At 72.0% G+C, this 19723-nt stretch carries 17 protein-coding genes and 1 pseudogene; 9 read left to right on the top strand and 9 right to left on the bottom strand.

What is annotated here, in order from left to right:
- Positions 1–37 precede the first annotated feature (37 nt).
- The 3 genes from A949_RS0104935 to A949_RS37970 all read right to left on the bottom strand — a co-directional run bounded on the left by A949_RS0104935 (position 38) and on the right by A949_RS37970 (position 2796).
- The gene (locus A949_RS0104935) at positions 38–1969 is read right to left on the bottom strand and encodes an RNase A-like domain-containing protein (RefSeq protein ID WP_019354900.1); all 1932 of its coding nucleotides are present in this window, start codon (positions 1967–1969) and stop codon (positions 38–40) included.
- Complete coding sequence (locus A949_RS0104930; protein WP_019354899.1) at positions 1969–2280, bottom strand: WXG100 family type VII secretion target; 312 nt, start codon at positions 2278–2280, stop codon at positions 1969–1971. The genes A949_RS0104935 and A949_RS0104930 overlap by 1 nt, the downstream gene beginning before the upstream one ends.
- 132 nt (positions 2281–2412) lie before the next feature.
- Positions 2413–2796, bottom strand: a complete 384-nt coding sequence (locus tag A949_RS37970; protein WP_019354898.1) for a WXG100 family type VII secretion target — start codon at positions 2794–2796, stop codon at positions 2413–2415.
- A 256-nt stretch (positions 2797–3052) separates the two neighbouring features.
- On the opposite strand from A949_RS37970, the gene A949_RS32540 reads away from it, so the two are divergent.
- Positions 3053–5164 carry a hypothetical protein gene (locus tag A949_RS32540; RefSeq protein WP_158687545.1) on the top strand — a complete coding sequence of 704 codons (2112 nt, stop codon included), beginning with the start codon at positions 3053–3055 and terminating at the stop codon, positions 5162–5164.
- Positions 5154–6632 (top strand): hypothetical protein, encoded by a 1479-nt coding sequence (locus A949_RS0104915; protein WP_019354896.1) that lies wholly within the window; start codon positions 5154–5156, stop codon positions 6630–6632. The genes A949_RS32540 and A949_RS0104915 overlap by 11 nt, the downstream gene beginning before the upstream one ends.
- 12 nt (positions 6633–6644) lie before the next feature.
- Here A949_RS0104915 and A949_RS0104910 read toward each other — a convergent pair whose 3' ends face one another.
- Positions 6645–7832: a class I SAM-dependent methyltransferase gene (locus tag A949_RS0104910; RefSeq protein WP_037705879.1), complete on the bottom strand. Its 1188-nt coding sequence runs from the start codon at positions 7830–7832 to the stop codon at positions 6645–6647.
- 391 nt (positions 7833–8223) lie between these two features.
- Here A949_RS0104910 and groES point away from each other — a divergent pair, with 391 nt between their 5' ends.
- The gene (gene groES / locus A949_RS0104905) at positions 8224–8532 is read left to right on the top strand and encodes a co-chaperone GroES (protein WP_019354894.1); all 309 of its coding nucleotides are present in this window, start codon (positions 8224–8226) and stop codon (positions 8530–8532) included.
- A gap of 180 nt (positions 8533–8712) precedes the next feature.
- Positions 8713–10341, top strand: a complete 1629-nt coding sequence (groL, locus tag A949_RS0104900) for a chaperonin GroEL (RefSeq protein WP_019354893.1) — start codon at positions 8713–8715, stop codon at positions 10339–10341.
- 164 nt (positions 10342–10505) lie between these two features.
- Here the strand turns inward: groL and A949_RS0104895 are convergent, their stop codons facing one another.
- Together A949_RS0104895 and A949_RS0104890 are read right to left on the bottom strand one after the other, a co-directional pair.
- Positions 10506–11279, bottom strand: a complete 774-nt coding sequence (locus A949_RS0104895) for an SDR family NAD(P)-dependent oxidoreductase (RefSeq protein WP_019354892.1) — start codon at positions 11277–11279, stop codon at positions 10506–10508.
- 217 nt (positions 11280–11496) lie between these two features.
- Positions 11497–12165 (bottom strand): MOSC domain-containing protein, encoded by a 669-nt coding sequence (locus A949_RS0104890; protein WP_019354891.1) that lies wholly within the window; start codon positions 12163–12165, stop codon positions 11497–11499.
- Positions 12166–12255: 90 nt separating this feature from the next.
- Between A949_RS0104890 and A949_RS0104885 the strand changes: the two genes are divergently transcribed.
- Entirely contained in the window at positions 12256–13167 is a 912-nt protein-coding gene (locus tag A949_RS0104885) for a LysR family transcriptional regulator (protein ID WP_026004350.1), read from the top strand.
- A 276-nt stretch (positions 13168–13443) separates the two neighbouring features.
- On the opposite strand, the pseudogene A949_RS32535 reads toward A949_RS0104885, so the two are convergent.
- Positions 13444–13755 (bottom strand): annotated as a pseudogene (locus tag A949_RS32535) (WhiB family transcriptional regulator); the annotation flags it as partial.
- A 366-nt stretch (positions 13756–14121) separates the two neighbouring features.
- Here A949_RS32535 and A949_RS0104875 point away from each other — a divergent pair.
- From A949_RS0104875 to A949_RS0104860, 4 genes are all read left to right on the top strand, one after another.
- Entirely contained in the window at positions 14122–14733 is a 612-nt protein-coding gene (locus A949_RS0104875) for a response regulator transcription factor (protein ID WP_003948568.1), read from the top strand.
- A gap of 343 nt (positions 14734–15076) precedes the next feature.
- Positions 15077–15691, top strand: a complete 615-nt coding sequence (locus tag A949_RS0104870) for a sigma-70 family RNA polymerase sigma factor (protein WP_019354888.1) — start codon at positions 15077–15079, stop codon at positions 15689–15691.
- Between the two features lie 142 nt (positions 15692–15833).
- Complete coding sequence (gene guaB, locus A949_RS0104865) at positions 15834–17339, top strand: IMP dehydrogenase (RefSeq protein ID WP_019354887.1); 1506 nt, start codon at positions 15834–15836, stop codon at positions 17337–17339.
- Positions 17340–17432: 93 nt separating this feature from the next.
- Positions 17433–18548 (top strand): GuaB3 family IMP dehydrogenase-related protein, encoded by a 1116-nt coding sequence (locus A949_RS0104860; RefSeq protein ID WP_019354886.1) that lies wholly within the window; start codon positions 17433–17435, stop codon positions 18546–18548.
- 387 nt (positions 18549–18935) lie between these two features.
- Here the strand turns inward: A949_RS0104860 and A949_RS0104855 are convergent, their stop codons facing one another.
- Positions 18936–19187, bottom strand: coding sequence for a type II toxin-antitoxin system RelE family toxin (locus A949_RS0104855; protein ID WP_019354885.1), 252 nt, complete (start codon positions 19185–19187; stop codon positions 18936–18938).
- Positions 19184–19438, bottom strand: a complete 255-nt coding sequence (locus A949_RS0104850) for a type II toxin-antitoxin system Phd/YefM family antitoxin (protein WP_026004349.1) — start codon at positions 19436–19438, stop codon at positions 19184–19186. Before A949_RS0104850 ends, A949_RS0104855 begins: the two co-directional genes overlap by 4 nt.
- Positions 19439–19723 lie beyond the last annotated feature (285 nt).

The raw sequence follows: 19723 nt of genomic DNA, 5'->3' as shown, positions 1-19723 counted from the left end.
GTGTGAGGTGGCTGAGGGAACCGAGGTTTCTGAAGGCTCATCCGGACACGTCTTTCGGCATGGACGTGAGCACCGTGAACGGTGGGTCGAGAGAGGCGTCGTAGACGAGTTTGGCCTGCACGCCGTGTACATCCTCAGCTCTGTCGACGGGATAGGGGTTGTTTTTCAACTCGTGTCGGTCGATGCTCCGGCCGGAAACTCCGTACGGTGTCTTGTCCGTTTCGATGACCAGCGGACCGGACGGCGATTTGAGCCAGTCTTTGATCTCTTTTGAGTTCTTGTCGATCGTGTACTGGGTCATCTTCTGTGCCGACTCCATGTCCTTGAACGTGGAGGCGTTGCCGATCTGCGGCTGTCCATGCGGCCATTCGGTTCCGGGGCGTGGAGGCTTCTTCAGGTCGTCGCGAAGCCGCTGAGCCAACTGATCGTCTGTGAGTCCCACATGCTTGTTGGCGGTGTGCGAATTATTCAGCCACTCACTGCCGGCCAGGTCGACCGTGTATTTTCCTTTGTCGGTATCGTTTTTCTTCGTCCAGCGATGTCGGTTTCTGAACTCGTCGAGCGAACGGGCCCCGAATGCCTGAGCCCTGGCCACCTCGGATGCGTAGGTGGGTGCACTGTGCTGGGCTTCTTCCAGTTCAGGAAGGAGCTTGCGCAGTTCGGCGGCACCGGAGTGAAAGGCCTCCTGATACGCGTCGACCGCACGGTTGACGGCTTCCTTGTCCATGTGCGACCGGAACGTCGAAACGATCTCGGCGAAGACCAGCGTTCCGGCAAGCCGGGTGAGTTCTCCCAGGTCGAGGCCCATTGTGAGGTCCTTCACCGTGGCCTTCGCCGCTTCGGCGCCCAGCCGTGAGGTGGTGTCCCGGGTGGTGTCGGCAATGCGTGCGACGTGGTCGAGTTCCTTCTTCACGGCGTCTGCCGTCTTCTCCAGGATTTCAATGATCGGCCTCCGGTCAGTCGGTTTGACCTTCGGATTGGTACGCCACTCGCGGTCATCGGGCTGCTGCTGCCCTTTGGGGACGCGCTCTCCATCCCGGGTACGAGGCGCGCCCCAGGGAGTGGTACCCCAGATCTGCTGGCAGAAGCCGTGCATGGCGGCTCGCCAATCGTCGTTGCGTTCATTGGTCAGATAGCCCATGTGGCCGTTGAGCTTGCCGGCCACACCTTTGGCCGCGACGCCTGCAGAGTGCCACGCGCTGCCAACCTTACGCAGGTCCCCCGTATCGGCGCCCGGCGTGATGTCGTGTGTCCTGCCGAGCCGCAACCCCTCCTTGATGGCGGGCTCGATCACCACGGAGAGCCAGTCCGGAATGTCACCGAGGCCGGCAACCAGGGGAATGTCCGTGCCATCTCCGGTGCCCGTCCACTGGATGTCGGCCAGGGGCCCGTATTTTGCCTTTCCGACCCCGATGGGGGGTGACTGCCGCGGCGGTGGACCGTACATGCCGCGGGAGAACCATTCTGCTGCACAATAATTGTTCGCCGTCTCGGTCAGCCCCAGGGAGACACCCCCTACGGACTGAATACTCCGGGACCAGACGGCGAGGAACTTCGCGGCGACTTTCGCGTAGGCCTCCGCGAAATCGTCAGGGCCGCTGCCCTTTCCGGCAGCCTGTCGGCAGTGGGCGTCCTCGACCATCGTGTTGAGCGCCTTGTGCAGCGCGAACTGCTCGTCCCTGACAAGCGACGAGACGTAGTAGACGTGGCTCGGCTTGATGTCGAAACCGCCGCTGTCATCCGGTGGAGCAGGGCGCAGCTGCTTGCGTTCCCAGGCTCGTCGCTCGTCGCTGGGTCTGCCGTCGTGGCCCGTGCGCCGTGGCTCGGGCTCGTAGTCAGGATCCGGCGGATGCCCGGGAGAGGGTGAGGGCTCGGGCCGATCCGCGTCGGCGTCGCCCTTTTCCTTGCCGTCGACGTCCTGTGCGGAGGGCGACTGGGACGGGGTGGGCTCCGGTGTGGGGGTCGCCATCAGCCGTCACCCCAGCCGCGCAGGACGGCGCGGTGCGCGGACACGTAGTTGACGTGCCCGTTGGTGACGACATCGTGCAGCCAGCGTTGAGCACCTTCGAGGTCCTGCATCGAGCGGTCCCAGCGGTCCAGGACGTCGACGCACACTTCACGCGCCTCGCCCTCCCAATGGCTCACGACCTTCTCGGATCGGGTCCACAGCGTTTCGAGCTTCTCTGTGAGGTCGGCGAGGATGTCCTCCATCTCGCTCGAAAGTCGCTTCAGTGTCGCAAAGTCGACAGCGAGGTCGTCGTCGTTGTGAGCGCCGGACATTCGTGTCCCCTCCCGTCTCACCGCACTGTCGTGCGATGCCCCTTCCCTTCCCGCTGCCCGGCGGCAGCGGGCCGGACCGGCATCTCTCCTGGCGTTCGAGCCGGTCCTGTGCCAGCGGCCCGCGTCTTCGGCCTACAGATCGGCCAATTTGCTCTTCGGGAGTCCGGCCACAGGGTTGGCGTCCGCCATGCCGAGCAGCTTCTCCTGTCCCTCGGTGGTGACCCGAAGCTTGCTCATGGCCGTGAGTACGTCGAGCTCTTGCGCGGTGAAACCGTCCTTGCTCGCCTTGACCGCTTCTTCGATGAGGATCAGTGACTCCCGCACGGTGCGTGCGTCCTCGGTAAGTCCTGCCTGCAATTCCTTGTAGGCAGCGGCAGTCGGGCCGCGCCAACGCCGGCCCACGAGGTCCAGCAGGCCGTCCATCCGTGCGATCTTCGCCTCGAGATAGCGCTCCATCTCGTCCAGGTCCGAGATGAGCTGTGCGAGGTCGACTCCATCGACTCTGAGTCGCTCCATGCTCCCCCCTGTTCGGCGCACCGACATGCAACGTCCCGAGACCGGTTGGTCGGCGCTCCTGAGCGCACGGTCGCAGGATGTCCCCCGAGACACGGTAGACGAATCGGTGCGACTCAGACTCCCGGCGCTCCTTCGCTGGACCCGGAGGAATGCTGAACCCGGTGTCCCGTCCGGGCCCCGATCCTGGAAGGATGAAGATTCGGTCCAGGGCGACAGGCGCAGGTGGAACGGCGACGGCTGACTTCGGGGGAGCCACATGCGGGGATGGAGTGCGCGGGGACGTGCGCTGCTGTTGGCCGCCCTGCTGAGCCTGCTGGAAGCAGGTGGGTTGGTGTGCACGACCGGGACGGCGGCGGCCGCGGACGGAACGGCGACGCCCGCCGCCTACCTGGCCGAGCAGTTGCGCGAGAATCCCGTCCACCTTTCCGACCAGCTTCCGCGGACCAACCCGCTCTCCGCACGGTCCGCCTTCGCCGAGGCGGCGAAGCGCACCGGCGTGCCCACGTATGTGCTGGTGCTCCCCGGCTCGGGGGCCGCGCGCGGCAAGGGGCTGCTGGCGGCCGTGCACGACCGGCTCGGCGAGGACGGGCTCTATGTCCTGCTCGGCGAGGACGGCGGGAGCCCGCGTATCGAGACGTTCGGGGTGGACGTACCGGCCCGGGACGCGGCCACCGCGACCCTCTTCGAACTGCCCTACGACGCGGGCACCCTGGAGGTGTTCCGGCACTTCGTGGACGTGCTGCGGTCCGGTGACGCGGCGCGGCGCGCCGCGCGCGGACTGGAGGCGAGCCGGGCCGGTGAGGAGCCGGACAAGCTCCACACCGGGCGCACCGACCGCGAGAACCAGAGCTTCCTCACCGGCCTCCTCCTCAGCGGGGTACCGGTGTTCCTGGTCGCCACCGGCTGGTACATCCGGCGCCGGCGGGGCGGGAAGGGGCCGCGGCTCCGGCTGCTGGTGCCCGCCGCCGCCGGGGCGGCCGTGGTGATCGGCGCCGGTGCGCCGCTCGTCTTCGACGACACCCGCTCCGACGCCGACCGGCCGCCCACCGCCGCGGACCTGCGGGCCAGGACGGTGCGGGTCGCCCAGGGGCTGCGCGCCGACCCCGTCTACGTCGACCCGCTCGGGGCCGGACTGCTGAGCCCGGCTCAGCTGGAGCGGCTGCGGGGGCGGGTGGCGCGTCTGGACGTTCCGGTCCGGGTCGCCGTCGTCCCCCTCGTCACCGCGGACGAGTCGGCCGGGGACGGCGCGCGCCTCGCCAAGCGGCTGCACGACCGGCTGCACGACCGGCTGGGGAAGGACGGCGACGGCCTCTACGTGGTCGCGGACGCCTCCGAGCGCGGCGAGCTGGAACTCGTCAACTACGGTGCCCGGCTGGACAGCGCGGCGCTCCGGGAGGCCACGGAGGACCTCCGCTTCGGCGGGGACGGTACGCAGGACTCCCAGGACTCCGAGGACGCAGGGCTCTACCGGCGGCTGGACGGCGCGCTCCGGGCCGTCGGCCGCGCCCCGCAGGCTCCGCCCGGGCGCCCCTACCTGGAACCGTCGGCCGCGGACGACGCGGTGACCGAGGACGTGCTGCCCTCCCTCTACGCGGGCGACTTCGCGCCCGGGCTGCTGATGGGGGTGGTGGGTGCGGCCGCGGCCTTCGGGGTGACGGCCGCCGGTCTCGCCGCCGCCGGGCGGATACGTACCGCGATCCGGCCCGCTCCGGCCGTCCGCGGGAGCGGCGCGGGCGGTACCCCGTCGCAGCTCCCGGCGCGTCTTCCGGCCGGACGGCTGCGCCGGACGGCGCGGCAGGAACTCGGCGAGCTGAACGACGCGTTCGAGGCGGCCCCGGACAGGCTGCCCGACGCGGTGCGGGCCCGGGTCTGGGACTGCCTCGACGCCGCGACCCTCCTCCTCGACCAGGAGGGCGACAACCGGGTGGACGCCGACGCCGACGCGCCGACCCTCGCCGCCGGTCTCGCGCTGGTCCGGGCCGGCCGCGCCCTGCTGGAGCGCGGCGCCGGACCTGCGGCCCGCGGCACCGGGAAGCTCCGGCTGTGCATCCTCGACCCGCTGCACGGACCCGCGTCCGCGACCGGGCGGCTGAAGCTCCCCGGTGAGACCGGCGCCGCACGGCCCCGCCCGCTCTGCGCCGAGTGCCGTGCCGCGCTGCCGACGGGCGGCTCGCGGCCCGCACGGGCCGCCGAGACCGTGGCGGCGCGGCTGCTCTGCCTGCCCGTACCCGGCGCGGGACGGTCCGCACCGTACGAGCCGTATCACCGCCTCCCCGGGCCGCTCGCCGCCCGGGGCACCGGCGGCAGCGCGGAGCTGACCGCCGACCTGATCGTCCGCCGAGTCCGGGAGCAACTGGGTGTCCACTGAACGACCCGCCGCGCGCGGTGCACGGTCCGCGTCCGCGGCGGGCCCGGCCCGGTTCCTCGCCGCCGCCCTGGTGTCCGTCCTCGCCGCACTGGCGCCGGCGCTCGCCGCCGGGGCGCCGGCCCGGGCCGACGACGCTCCGGCCGCGGCCTCCGACGCCGGTTCCGCGGGGCAGCGGATAGCCGACGCGCTGCGCACCTCACCCGTGTACGTCGACCCCGCCTACCGGTCGGCGTTCCCGGCCGAGGAGCAGCGCCGGCTGGCCACGAAGATCGAAAAATCGGGTCTGCCCGTCCGGGTCGTCGTCGTCCCGCTCATCTCCGGCGACGCGTGGGGCGGCGACCCGGAGAAGATGGTCGACGTGGTGCGCTACCGGATGGCGGAGGGCGCGCGGAAGAAGGCCGTCTACATGACCCTCAGCACCAACGAGGGCTTCCTGGACGGCTACGAGTTCCCCCGCGACGGCCGGTACGAGGCGTTCTGGGGCGTCGCCGCGGTCGGCCACCAGGACGACATGAAGGACCGGAGCCTCTACGCCAAGTTCTCCCGCGCGCTGGAGATCGTGCGGTCCGGCGACGGCAGGAAGCAGTACGAGAAGGCCACCGCTGACCTGCACGACGACGATCCGGCGGAGCGCGACGGCGGTACGGACGACGGCGGCGCGGACGGCGGTACGGACGGCGGCGCGGACGGCGAGGGTGCGGACGGCGGCCCCTCCCCGCTGCTGCTCGGGGTGCTGGCCGGGTCGGCGGTGGCGGTGCTCGCCGCCGTTGCGCTGGTCCTCCGCACCGTACGGCGGCGTGCGCGGACCTCGGCGCGGGCGCCGTTCACCTCGCCGCGGTCCGTCTTCGCCACCGCGCGTGCGGCGGGCGTGCGCGACCTGCGCAAGCGCGCCCAGCGTGAACTCCTCGCGTACAACGAGAAGCTGCTCGCCCACGAGCCGGGCGAGCACGCCGACGCCGACCTGCTCCAGCTCGCCCTGGACGCCTACGCCGCGGCGTGCACCGTGCTGGACGAGGCCCGCGACACTCCCGACCTCGCGGGTGTCCTCGCGCTCCTGCACGAGGGCCGGGACGCGCTGGAGCGCTCCGAACCGGCTCCGCGCCGCCGCCGCAAGGCCCGGGCAGCGGATCCGACGCTGCCGCTGTGCTTCTTCGACCCGCTGCACGGCGCCGCCGCCGAGCGGATCCGCTGGCGCCCGCTGGGCCGCCGCGAGGCCCTGCGCGTCGCCGCGTGCCGGGAGTGCTCCGCGGCGGTCTCCGCGCGCCGCGCGCCGGAAGTCCTCACCCACAGGCACGACGGCCACCGGGTCCCGTACTTCGAGGTCCCGCCCGAGCACAGCCTGTGGGCCGCCACCGGCTACGGCTCGCTGACCGAGGAGACGCTCACCGCGCGCGTCCTGCGCGGCGACTTCACCCGCAGCCGCGCCGGCCGCAGCACCCGCGCCTCCCGTGCCCGCCGCGGGCGCTGAGGTCCGCGCGGGTCAGGCCAGCGGATGCCCGAGCAGCATGCTGGGCGCGCCCGCGATCCGGGTGAGGAAGACGGTGCAGGAGCCGGGCGCCGCCTTCGGGTCCAGCTTCAGCTTCCGGCGCAGCTCCTCCGGTTCGACGGCCGAGCCGCGCTTCTTGACGGTGACGACACCCACGCCGCGCTCCCGCAGCAGGGCGCGCAGCTTCTTGACGTTGAACGGCAGCGCGTCGGTGATCTCGTACCCGGTCGCGAACGGCGTCGGGTGCACCGCGTCGGTGGTCACATACGCGATCGTCGGGTCGATCAGCCGCCCCGCCACCCGCTGGGCCAGCTCGGCGACCAGGTGGGCGCGGACCACCGCGCCGTCCGGCTCGTAGAGATACCGGCCGACCGGACCCGCCTCCGGGTCGGGCAGCCCCTCCCCGGCGAGGGTCTCCCCGGCGGGCAGCAGCGTCGCGCGCACGCCGCCGGTGCCCGTGCGGCCGTCGCCGAACCACAGCACCGCCTCCTTGACGTCGCCGCCGCAGGAGACCCACTCCGCCTCGGCCTCCGCCGGCACCGCCTCGTGCGGGATGCCGGGCGCCACCTTCAGCGCGGCCAGCGGCGCGGTACGGGCCGTCCGCACGGCCCAGCTCAGCGGCGGCGAGTAGCCCTCCGGATCGAAGACGCGGCCCCGTCCGGTGCGGCGGGCCGGGTCGGCGAAGAGCGCGTCCCAGCCGCCGGTGTCCACCTCGGTGACGTCGGCGCACCGCACCTCGACCAGCTCCGCGAGCCCCAGCGCCGCGGCGTTGGCGCGGGCCACCGCGCAGGTGAGCGGCGAGCGGTCGACGGCCAGCACCCGGATGCCCTCCCGGGCCAGCGCCAGCGCGTCGGCGCCGATGCCGCAGCACAGGTCGACGGCGCTGCGTACCCCGAGGCGGCGCATCCGCCGCGCGCGATGCCCGGCCACTTCGGTGCGGGTGGCCTGTTCGAGTCCGTCCGGGGTGAAGTGGAGGGCCTGCGCGTCGGCGGGGCCGAACTTCGCCTCGGCGCGGGCGCGCAGCCGGCTCTGGGCCAGGGCCGCGGACACCAGCGCGGGTTCGTGCCGCTGCCGCAGCCGCGTCGCGACGGCGAGCTCCTGCGCGGGCTCGACCCCTCGTACCTCCCGCAGCAGCGCCTGCCCCTCGTCGGAGAGCAGCTCCGCGAACACCTCACGATCCACCTGCCCATTCTCCCGTGCGGCTCCCGAGCACCGTGCGCCGGGCCCTGGGGAAGGCCGGGCACCTCCTGGGCGCCCCGCAGGGGCGCGGGGAGCCGGGTGCGGGACCGGGACGGCGCCGCGCCCGGCGGGCAGCCGCAGACCCGCGGCGAATCCCCGCAAAGAGCGAGTGAGGGGGCGCCCTCTCACGACGGCGCGAGCCGGTGCGGCTAGCACTCCGCTTGACCGAGTGCTAAGCCAGGCATAATCTCGACCTTGGCACTCTCCCCGTGTGAGTGCCAGCAGTACGCGACGGGCAGATCCGGCACCCGCGACGACGGATCTACCAGGTCGCCACTCCAGACATAAGCCCTCAGTTTGACGTATTGAGATCTCCGAAGGGGGAGGTCGGATCGTGACGACCGCCAGCTCCAAGGTTGCCATCAAGCCGCTCGAGGACCGCATCGTGGTCCAGCCGCTCGACGCCGAAGAGACCACGGCCTCGGGCCTGGTCATCCCGGACACCGCCAAGGAGAAGCCCCAGGAGGGCACCGTCCTGGCCGTCGGTCCGGGCCGCTTCGAGGACGGCAACCGCCTGCCGCTCGACGTGTCCGTCGGCGACATCGTGCTCTACAGCAAGTACGGCGGCACCGAGGTGAAGTACAGCGGCGAGGACTACCTCGTCCTCTCGGCCCGCGACGTTCTCGCGATCGTCGAGAAGTAATACGGCGAGAAGCAGTACGGACTACGGACGCGGCAGCTTCCCGAAGCCGCAGCGTGCAGTCGATACGCGCCCTGGTGCCCGCTCCTCGCGCGAGGTAGCAGGGGCCAGGGCGCGGCTCGTACGGGCCGACACGGGCGTGTACGAGACGTGCGAGACGTGTGAGAGGACACAACAGCTTCCATGGCGAAGATCCTGAAGTTCGACGAGGACGCCCGTCGCGCCCTCGAGCGGGGCGTCAACAACCTCGCCGACACCGTGAAGGTGACCATCGGCCCGCGCGGCCGCAATGTCGTCATCGACAAGAAGTTCGGCGCCCCCACCATCACCAACGACGGCGTCACCATCGCCCGCGAGGTCGAGGTCGAGGACCCGTACGAGAACCTGGGCGCCCAGCTCCTCAAGGAGGTGGCGACCAAGACCAACGACATCGCGGGTGACGGCACCACCACCGCCACGGTGCTGGCCCAGGCGCTGGTCCGCGAGGGCCTGCGGAACGTCGCCGCCGGTGCCTCCCCGGCCGCCCTGAAGAAGGGCATCGACGCCGCGGTCGCCGCCGTCTCGGACGAGCTGGTCAAGACCGCGCGCCCGATCGACTCCAAGGAGGACATCGCCTCCGTCGCCGCCCTGTCCGCGCAGGACAAGCAGGTGGGCGAACTGATCGCCGAGGCGATGGACAAGGTCGGCAAGGACGGCGTCATCACCGTCGAGGAGTCCCAGACCTTCGGTCTGGAGCTGGACTTCACCGAGGGCATGGCCTTCGACAAGGGCTACCTCTCGCCCTACTTCGTCACCGACCAGGAGCGTATGGAGGCCGTCCTCGACGACCCGTACATCCTGATCCACCAGGGCAAGATCAGCTCCATCCAGGACCTGCTGCCGCTGCTGGAGAAGGTCATGCAGGCCGGCTCCAGCAAGCCGCTGCTGATCATCGCCGAGGACGTGGAGGGCGAGGCCCTCTCCACCCTCGTCGTCAACAAGATCCGCGGCACCTTCAACGCCGTCGCCGTCAAGGCGCCCGGCTTCGGCGACCGCCGCAAGGCGATGCTCGGCGACATGGCGACGCTCACCGGCGCGACGGTCATCGCCGAGGAGGTCGGCCTCAAGCTCGACCAGGCCGGTCTCGACGTGCTGGGTTCCGCGCGCCGCGTCACCGTCACCAAGGACGACACCACGATCGTCGACGGCGCGGGCAAGGCCGAGGACGTGCAGGGCCGCGTCGCCCAGATCAAGGGCGAGATCGAGGCGACCGACTCCGACTGGGACCGCGAGAAGCTCCAGGAGCGCCTCGCCAAGCTGGCCGGCGGCGTGTGCGTGATCCGCGTCGGCGCGGCCACCGAGGTGGAGCTGAAGGAGAAGAAGCACCGCCTGGAGGACGCGATCTCCGCGACCCGTGCGGCGGTCGAGGAGGGCATCGTCTCCGGCGGCGGCTCCTCGCTCGTGCACGCGGTCAAGGTGCTGGAGGGCAACCTCGGCAAGGAGGGCGACGAGGCGACCGGTGTCGCCACCGTCCGCCGCGCCGCGGTCGAGCCGCTGCGCTGGATCGCCGAGAACGCGGGCCTGGAGGGCTACGTCATCACCGCCAAGGTCGCGGAGCTGGAGGCCGGTCAGGGCTTCAACGCCGCCACCAGCGAGTACGGCGACCTGGTCAAGGCCGGTGTCATCGACCCGGTGAAGGTGACGCGCTCCGCGCTGGAGAACGCCGCCTCGATCGCCTCGCTGCTGCTGACGACCGAGACGCTGGTCGTCGAGAAGCCGGCCGAGGAGGACGAGTCCGCGGGCGCGGGCCACGGCCACGGGCACGCCCACTGAGGCACCCCGCCGTCCGGTGAGGGCGCACCCCGTCGCGGGGTGCGCCCTCGCTGCTTTCCCCGGCTCCCGTGCCGCCTTCCGCTGTGCTCCGCCGTGTTCCTCGGATCCCCCGGCTTCGGCGGCGGCCCGGACCGGGGCCGCGGCCGTTCCGGCGCCGCCCGGCCCTACTTGGGGCCGTACTTGCGTCCCGTGCTCGAGGACGCCTTGGCCAGCACGCCGCGCGGGATGAGCCGGGAGGCGCCCAGCAGGGCCTTGTACCGGGGGTCGGGGACCGAGACCACCTTGCCGCGCGCGAGGTCCCGCAGCGCCGTCTCGACCACCTGGTCCGCGTCCAGCCACATCCACCGCGGAATGTCGGCGGAGTCCATCCCGGCCCGGTCGTGGAACTCCGTGCGGACGAACCCGGGGCACAGGGCCATCAGCCGCACGCCCTGACCGGCCAGATCCTTGGCGGCGCCCTGGGTGAACTGGGTGACCCACGCCTTGGAGGCGCCGTAGGTGCCGCGGGGGAAGAAGGCGGCCACGGAGGCGACGTTGATCACCCCGCCGCGCCCCCGCTCGCACATGGAGGCGGTCGCCGCCGACGTCAGCCGCAGCACGGCTTCGCAGTGCACCTTGAGCATCGTCAGCTCGTCGGCGACGGACACCTCCAGGTAGCGGCCCTTGTTGCCGAACCCCGCGTTGTTGACCAGCAGGTCGACGGGGTGCTCCCGGGAGTTCAGCCGGTTCTCGACCGCGGCGATGCCCTCTTCCGTCGCCAGGTCGGCGGTGACGACGTCGGCCTCCACCCCGTGCCGGTCGTGCAGTTCGGTCGCCTCCCGCCAGAGCCGGTCGGTGTTCCGCGCGGCGAGCACGAGGTGGTAGCCGCGGCCGGCCAGCCGCCGGGCGAAGGCGGCGCCGATACCGGCGGTGGCTCCCGTAATCAGTGCAGTCGTCATGCCGCCACGCTATCGGCCCCGCACCGCTGCTGATTCCCCGTCCGGCCGCCTCGGCGACGGTAGGGCACCCGTACGAACCCGCCGCCCCGGCCGGCGGGCGGACGGACTCCCGCCCGCACACCGCGTCCTGGCGGGGCGTCAGCCGGGAACGACGGGGAGGACGCGGATGACGGCCCCTCAGCCGGGGACGGTCGGCCCCGGCCGGGACGGCGGGTCGTCAGCCGGGGATGCGGCGCAGCGCGTGCTCCCGCGCCTGCGGGTCCAGTGCCTCGCCCGCCGCCAGCACGCGCGGCAGCAGCTCGGATTCCCGGGTCAGGGCGCGGAACACGAAGCTGACCGAGACCTCGTGGTCGGGGCGGTGGACGACGGTGACGGGATCGCCCGCGCGCACCTCGCCCGGCTCGACGACGCGCAGATAGGCGCCGGGCATCCGGCGGTTCGTGAACCGCTTGACCCAGCCCTGTTCGCTCAGCCAGCCGGCGAAGGTGCGGCAGGGCACCCGCATGGAGCACACCTCCAGCAGCGGTCCGGTGCCGGCTGCGCCGAGCTGCCAGCGCTCCCCGATGCGCGCGTCGTCGACGGGGACGCCGCGGGTGGTGAGGTTCTCGCCGAAGACGCCGTTGGGCAGCGCCCGGCCCAGCTCGCCCTCCCAGAAGTCCAGCTCTTCGCGGGCGAAGGCGTAGACCGCCTGCTCCTCGCCGCCGTGGTGGCGCAGATCGCCGATGGTGTCGCCGGCCAGCCCGCTGCCCCCGGTGCCGCGCGGGCCGGGGGCGGTGACGGTGACGGCGCCTTCGACGGGCCGCTTGTCGATGCCGGTCAGACCGCCTTCGGCGGCGGTGTGCTCCGAGCGGTGGGGCTCGGCGAGGTTCACGGAAAGCAGCTCCATGCGCCGAGGCTACCGAGGAGCGCCCAAAGCCGCGAGCCGATTCCGGCGGTGCTGTCCAAGGCTGCCTTATGCTCGCCTATGCTCGGGCGCATGATCGAGGCCCGCCATCTGCGCGTCCTGCGCGCGGTCACCCGAACCGGATCCTTCTCCGCGGCGGCCCGCGAGCTGGGCTGTACGCAGCCTGCGGTCAGCCAGCAGATGAAGGCGCTGGAGGCCGCCGCGGGCACCCCGCTGCTGGTGCGGACGGGACGTGAGATGCGGCCGACCGAGGCGGGCGAGGCGCTGGTACGGCACGCCACCGGGATCCTGGCGGGGCTGACGGCCGCCGAGGAGGAGGTGGCGGCGCTGGCCGGGCTGCGGGCCGGGCGGGTGCGGCTGGTCTCCTTCCCCAGCGGCAGCTCCACGCTGGTGCCCACCGCCGTCGCGGCGATGCGGGCCGCTCACCCGGGCACCCGGGTCTCGCTGGTGGAGGCGGAGCCGCCGCGCTCGGTGGAGATGCTGCGGGCGGGGGAGTGCGAGATCGCGCTGGCCTTCCGCTACGACCCCGTGCCCGGAGAGCACGTTCCGGCCGAGGACTGGGAGGCGGACGACCTGGTGGTCCGGCCGCTGCTGACCGACCGGCTGGTGGGGCTGGTGCCGGAGGGGCACCCGTTCGCGGACGCGGCGGAGGTCGGCATCGGCACCCTCGCCGAGGAGCCCTGGATCGCGGGCTGCCCCCGCTGCCGCCGGCACCTCGTCCAGGTGTGCGAGGCGGCGGGGTTCACGCCGCGGATCGACTTCGCGACCGACGACTATCCGGCGGTGGTGGGCCTGGTCGGCGCGGGGCTGGGGGTCGCGGTGCTGCCGGAGCTGGCCGTGGAGTCGGTGCGCCCGCGGGGGACGCGGGCGGTCCGGGTGGCGCCGGCCGTGCAGCGCGAGGTGGTCGCGCTGACGCTGCCCGACCTGGCGCGGGTGCCCGCCGTCGCCGCGATGCTGGACCGGCTCGCGGCGGCCCGCGGCTGACCGCCGCCCGGCCGGGCCCGGTGGGCGGCCGGCCCGGGCGGCGTGTCCGCCGCGTGAGGGAACGTTTCCGCACGGCGTCCGGGGATTCGTCGGTGCCGTGCGGTGCCCGGCCTGCGGTCGGCGTGCGGCCGGCCGGGCGGAATCCGCTCACATCTCGCCGACCGGCTCCGCGGCGTGCCCGGCCGCACCTCCGTGCCCGGGCCCGCCGTCCGCAGCTTCCGCGCCGCCCGGAGCCGCCCCGCCCGGAGCTGCTCCACCCGGCGCCGACGGCCGCTGGTCCTGCGCGGGGCCGTGGGTGGTCACCAGCCGGTTCCGGGCCCGGCCCAGCAGCTCCTCGCGCTCGTCCTCGGTGAGCCCGCCCCATACCCCGTAGGGCTCGCGCACCTGGAGAGCGTGCGCCGCGCACTCGGCGCGCACGGGGCAGCGCATGCACACCTCCTTGGCGGACGCCTCCCGCGCACTGCGGGCGGCGCCGCGCTCCCCCTCGGGGTGGAAGAACAGTGAACTGTCCACCCCCCGGCAGGCGGCCAGAAGCTGCCAGTCCCACAGATCCGCGTTGGGTCCAGGAAGGCGGGAGAAGTCTGCCATCGCGTCTCTCCTGAGTGCTGCTGGAGGTGATCTGACACTCGTGCGTAAATATGACTCTTTCGCGAATCTAGCGATCGAACTCGCAAAACGGAAGTAATGCATCTGAATAGGGCACTTCAGGATTAATGGTGCGTCGGTCACCGCAAAGCCGGGATGTTGCTGCTCTGTGTACGGACGCTCACGTAGAGTGCTCAGGACGGCGGCTGGAAGCCGTAACTCTTTCGGGTGACCGTCGTTGAGAGAGCGAAAGCGATTGGTTCGGAACCGGCCCGGGGCGCAGTCCTCCGCGGCCGTCAATCGCGCAGGTGACGATTCTCAAGCAGCCTGGAGGCTCAAGGTGATGCGCATCAGCAGCGGAGGGCGGCCATGACATCCGTCCTCGTATGCGACGACTCCCCGCTCGCCCGAGAGGCCCTGCGCCGCGCGGTCGCGACCGTGCCCGGCGTCGAGCGTGTGACGACGGCGGCCAACGGCGAGGAAGTCCTCCGCCGCTGGGGCGCCGACCGGTCCGACCTGATCCTGATGGACGTCCGGATGCCCGGCCTGGGCGGAGTGGAGACCGTGCGGCGGCTGCTCTCCGCCGACCCCGGCGCCCGCATCATCATGCTGACGGTGGCCGAGGACCTGGACGGCGTGGCGCTGGCCGTCGCGGCCGGCGCCCGCGGGTACCTGCACAAGGACGCCTCCCGCGCCGAGCTGCGCGCGACCGTCACCCAGGCACTGGCCGACCCCACCTGGCGGCTCGCCCCCCGGCGGCTGCGGTCGGCCGAGATGGGCGCGGCGCCGACCCTCACCGCGCGGGAGATCCAGGTGCTGGAGGGCATGAGTCACGGCCGCTCCAACGCGGAGATCGGGCGTGAGCTCTTCCTCTCGGAGGACACCGTCAAGACGCACGCCAGGCGGCTCTTCAAGAAGCTCGGCGCCTCGGACCGCGCGCACGCGGTGGCGCTCGGGTTCCGCTGGGGTCTCGTCCGCTGACCTGGTGCCGGGTGTCCGCCCGGGGCACCTCCCGGCCGCAGGCCGAGCACGTCCCGCCTCGTACGGCAACCGCCCGTCCGTCCGCTCGTCCGCGCCCGGAACCGGTCGCCGGCGGGTGGGACGGCGGCCCCGGCCGGGCCGGTGTTCCCGCGGATTTCCCCCGCGGCTGCCGAGAAATCTCGCGCGTGCCGCATGCTTGTTGTATGGAGTTCCTCGGGGACCTGTCGGTCAGGCGTGAGGGGAGGGCGTGGACATGAGGGCCAGTGCGCCTGCTCATAACGCTTCGGCTCACTTCTACGAGCGCGGTGCGGCGAACCGCGCGGCGTCGGTGCACCATGGACCGATGCGCGACGACGAGAGCGGGCCGCCGCCGGCCGGGGCCGCGGACGCGGCCGAGGTCGCCAAGGTCGGCAAGCTCGTCCAGCGCGCTGTCGAGGGCGACAGCCAGGCCACGCACGATCTGCTCGCCCATGTGCATCCGCTGGCCGTGCGGTACTGCCGCACGCGGTTGACCCGACTGCCCGGTGATGCGCGTCACTTCGTCGACGACCTCGCCCAGGAGGTCTGCATCGCGGTGCTCTGCGCGCTGCCGCGCTACCGGGACACCGGCAAGCCGTTCGAGGCATTCGTCGTGGCCATCGCCCAGCACAAGGTCGCCGATCTGCAGCGGGCCGCGATGCGCGGGCCCGGCTCCACCGCCGTGCCCTCGGACGAGATGCCCGAGCGGCCCGACGACTCCCTCGGCCCCGAGGAGCGGGCGCTGCTCAGCAGCGACGCGGAGTGGGCCAAGAAGCTGCTGGCGAACCTGCCCGAACACCAGCGTGAGCTGGTGCTGCTGCGGGTCGCCGTGGGTCTCACGGCCGAGGAGACCGGGCAACTGCTGGGAATGTCACCCGGAGCCGTCCGGGTCGCCCAGCACCGGGCCCTCAGCCGGCTGCGGGCGCTGGCCGAGCAGTAGTTCCGCCGCACGTGGGCGAGGTGCGCGGGGGCTCTCGCGCACCCGGGCACCCGAGGACCGGAGCTCGTCCACAGGCGGTCCGGTCACCCGTCCGGGCCCGTTAGCATGGACATCCGGCCGGGGCAAGCATGGGAAAGGTGTCATGACTGAGAACGTCGACGGAGTGCCCGCAAAATTCGCCACTCTGGGCCTGACATACGACGACGTACTGCTGCTGCCAGGCGAGTCGGACATGGCACCGCAGGACATCGACACCGCGTCGTACGTCTCGCGCAACGTGCGGGTCAACGTGCCGCTGCTGTCCGCGGCCATGGACAAGGTCACCGAGGGCCGGATGGCCATCGCGATGGCCCGGCAGGGCGGCGTGGGCGTGCTGCACCGCAACCTCTCGATCGAGGACCAGGCCAACCAGGTCGACCAGGTCAAGCGGTCCGAGTCCGGGATGGTCACCGACCCCATCACCATCCGCCCCGACGCCACCCTCCAGGAGGCCGACGCGCTCTGCGGCCGGTTCCGCATCAGCGGCGTCCCGGTCACCGACGCCGCGGGCAAGCTCCTGGGCATCGTCACCAACCGCGACATGGCCTTCGAGCTGGACCGCAGCCGCCAGGTCCGGGATGTCATGACGCCGATGCCGCTGGTCACCGGCGAGGTCGGGATCTCGCGGGACGCCGCGATGGAGCTGCTGCGCCGCCACAAGATCGAGAAGCTGCCACTGGTGGACGGCGGGGGCACGCTCAAGGGCCTGATCACCGTCAAGGACTTCGTCAAGGCCGAGCAGTACCCGAACGCCGCCAAGGACGCCGAGGGCCGGCTGGTCGTCGGCGCCGCCGTGGGTGTCGCGGGCGACGCCTACGACCGGGCCCAGGCGCTGATCGAGGCGGGTGTCGACTTCGTCGTCGTCGACACCGCGCACGGCCATTCGCGCCTCGTCGGCGACATGATCGCCAAGATCAAGTCGAACCATCCGCGGGTCGACGTCGTCGGGGGCAACATCGCCACCCGCGACGGCGCCAAGGCGCTGATCGACGCCGGTGCCGACGGTGTGAAGGTCGGCGTGGGCCCCGGCTCCATCTGCACCACCCGCGTCGTGGCCGGGATCGGCGTCCCGCAGGTCACCGCCATCCACGAGGCCTCGCTGGCCGCGCGCGAGGCCGGCGTCCCGGTGATCGGCGACGGCGGCCTGCAGTACAGCGGCGACATCGCCAAGGCCCTGGTCGCCGGTGCCGACACGGTGATGCTCGGCAGCCTGCTCGCGGGCTGCGAGGAGTCCCCCGGCGAGCTGCTGTTCATCAACGGCAAGCAGTTCAAGTCCTACCGCGGCATGGGCTCGCTCGGCGCGATGCAGACCCGCGGCGACAGCAAGTCCTACTCCAAGGACCGCTACTTCCAGGAGGGCGTCAGCGGCGACGACAAGCTGATCCCCGAGGGCGTCGAGGGCCAGGTCTCCTACCGCGGTCCGCTCGGCGCCGTGGTGCACCAGCTGGTCGGCGGTCTGAAGCAGTCCATGTTCTACGTCGGCGGCCGCACCGTCCCCGAGTTGCAGGACCACGGGCGCTTCGTGCGCATCACCGCGGCCGGACTCAAGGAGAGCCACCCGCACGACGTGCAGATGACGACCGAGGCTCCGAACTACTCCCGGAGCTGACCCCGTCCCCGAGCCCGCGGCCCTCCCGGAGCCGCGGGCTCCGGCGTGTCGGCGATACTGGACCGCGGCACACCAGAGTGAGAGGCAGCAGACGTGACTGAGATCGAGATCGGGCGCGGCAAGCGCGGGCGGCAGGCGTACGCCTTCGACGACATCGCGGTGGTGCCCAGCAGGCGCACCCGCGACCCGAAGGAGGTCTCCATCGCCTGGCAGATCGACGCCTACCGCTTCGAGCTGCCGTTCCTCGCCGCGCCCATGGACTCGGTCGTCTCCCCGCGTACCGCCATCCGCATCGGAGAACTCGGCGGGCTCGGGGTGCTCAACCTCGAGGGCCTGTGGACCCGGTACGAGGACCCCGAGCCGCTGTTGCAGGAGATCGGGGAACTCGACGAGGCGACAGCCAACCGGCGGATGCAGGAGATCTACGCCGAGCCGATCAAGGAGGAGCTGATCGGGCAGCGGATCAAGGAGGTCCGCGACTCGGGCGTGGTGACCGCCGCCGCGCTGTCGCCGCAGCGCACGGCGCAGTTCTCCAAGGCCGTGGTGGACGCGGGCGTGGACCTGTTCGTCATCCGCGGTACCACGGTCTCCGCCGAGCACGTCTCCGGCGCCGCCGAGCCGCTGAACCTCAAGCAGTTCATCTACGAGCTGGACGTGCCGGTCATCGTCGGCGGCTGCGCCACCTACACCGCAGCCCTCCACCTGATGCGCACCGGCGCCGCCGGCGTCCTCGTCGGCTTCGGCGGAGGCGCCGCGCACACCACGCGGAACGTGCTGGGCATCCAGGTGCCGATGGCGAGCGCCGTCGCCGACGTCGCCGCGGCCCGGCGCGACTACCTCGACGAGTCCGGCGGGCGCTATGTGCATGTCATCGCGGACGGTGGCGTCGGCTGGTCCGGCGATCTGCCCAAGGCGGTCGCCTGCGGCGCCGACGCCGTGATGATGGGCTCCCCGCTGGCCCGCGCCTCCGACGCGCCCGGCAAGGGCCACCACTGGGGCATGGAGGCCGTGCACGAGGACGTCCCCCGCGGCCGCCGCGTCGACCTGGGTGCGGTCGGCACCATGGAAGAGGTCCTGCTCGGCCCCTCGCACATCCCCGACGGTTCGATGAACTTCTTCGGCGCACTCCGCCGCGCGATGGCCACCACGGGCTATTCCGACCTCAAGGAGTTCCAGCGCGTAGAGGTAACGGTAGCCCGCTCCCGCTGACCCCTCCGCGGAGCGCGACTCCCTTCGCGGGGTGCGTCTTCGCGGGGTCGGTTCCCCTCCGCGGAGTGCGATGCCCTGTGGGGGCACGCCCCCTGGCTCCTTCGGCTGCCGCCGAGAGGTCCTGTCGGGGGGTGCCTCCGCCCCCCAACGGCACCCCGCTGAGACGTCGTTTGCTTTGGGGCGGTAGGTCGTTGTGCTGGGCATGACGAGTCTTGCTGAGCGCATGGTGCCCGAGGGGTTATGGGAGCTGTTCCGGCGGGTGGTGCCGGAGACGGTGGTCATACGCCCGCAGGGCGGTGGGCGACGGGGCACAGGCCACTCGCGGACGCTGGAGCCCCCTGATCCGGCACCGCCGAGCCACTGTCCGAGGGATCCCTGGAAGGGGAGTCAGCCTGTCCGGCCCAGATGCATCACGACAACGGTGACGGTGCTGTCGGTGATCTCGTACAGGACCCGGTAGAGGCCCACGTACATGCGGCGCAGGTCGGGCGAACCGTATTCGACGGTGCCCTCCGGCCGTGGTTGCCGGGCGAGGAGATCCACCGCGTCCATCAGCTGGCGCAGCCCGTCGGCGTCATCCTTGAGGAAGCGGGCGGCAGCGTTGAGAGCCGCCTCTTCCCAGACGATCGTGTACGTCAACCGCGCTCCAGGCCGAGCCGGGCGCGTACCTCGTCATGCGGGACCAGGACCGTCTGGTCCGCCGCCTGCCGGGCGCGGTACTCGGCCAGCGCGAGTGCGTCCTCCAGGTCGGCGAGCTCCTGCGGATTGACCAGGACAGCGGCGGGCTGGCCGTGATCGGTGATCGTGATGCGCTCCCGCGTATGGGAAGCACGGCGCACCAGCGAACCGAACCGGGCTCTCGCCTCAGTGATCGGCAACATCTCACTCATGTACAGAACTGTACACTTCTCGCCGCTACCGGCAAGACCTGCACGACGATCCCGGACTTGCCCAAGCGCAGTGCACGAGAATCGGGAGTGCCTCAAGGCCCCGCCATCGCGCTGCAGGAATTGGCGGGGTCACGCGCGCAGCGCGGCGCTCCCGGTGCAGCGTGGTGGAGAGGCCCATCGCCACGGTGGAGAGCCGGGGCTGCGTCGTGGCGCACAGGGCGTGGGCGTCCGGTCACGTCCGCCCACGACCATCCGCCCCCGGCAACAACGGCGCTATCCGATCCC

This window comes from Streptomyces sp. AA1529 (assembly GCF_000280905.1).
GTDB lineage: Bacteria > Actinomycetota > Actinomycetes > Streptomycetales > Streptomycetaceae > Streptomyces.
Note: the sequence above shows the minus strand (reverse complement) of the source record. Positions and strands in the feature narration are given on the sequence as shown.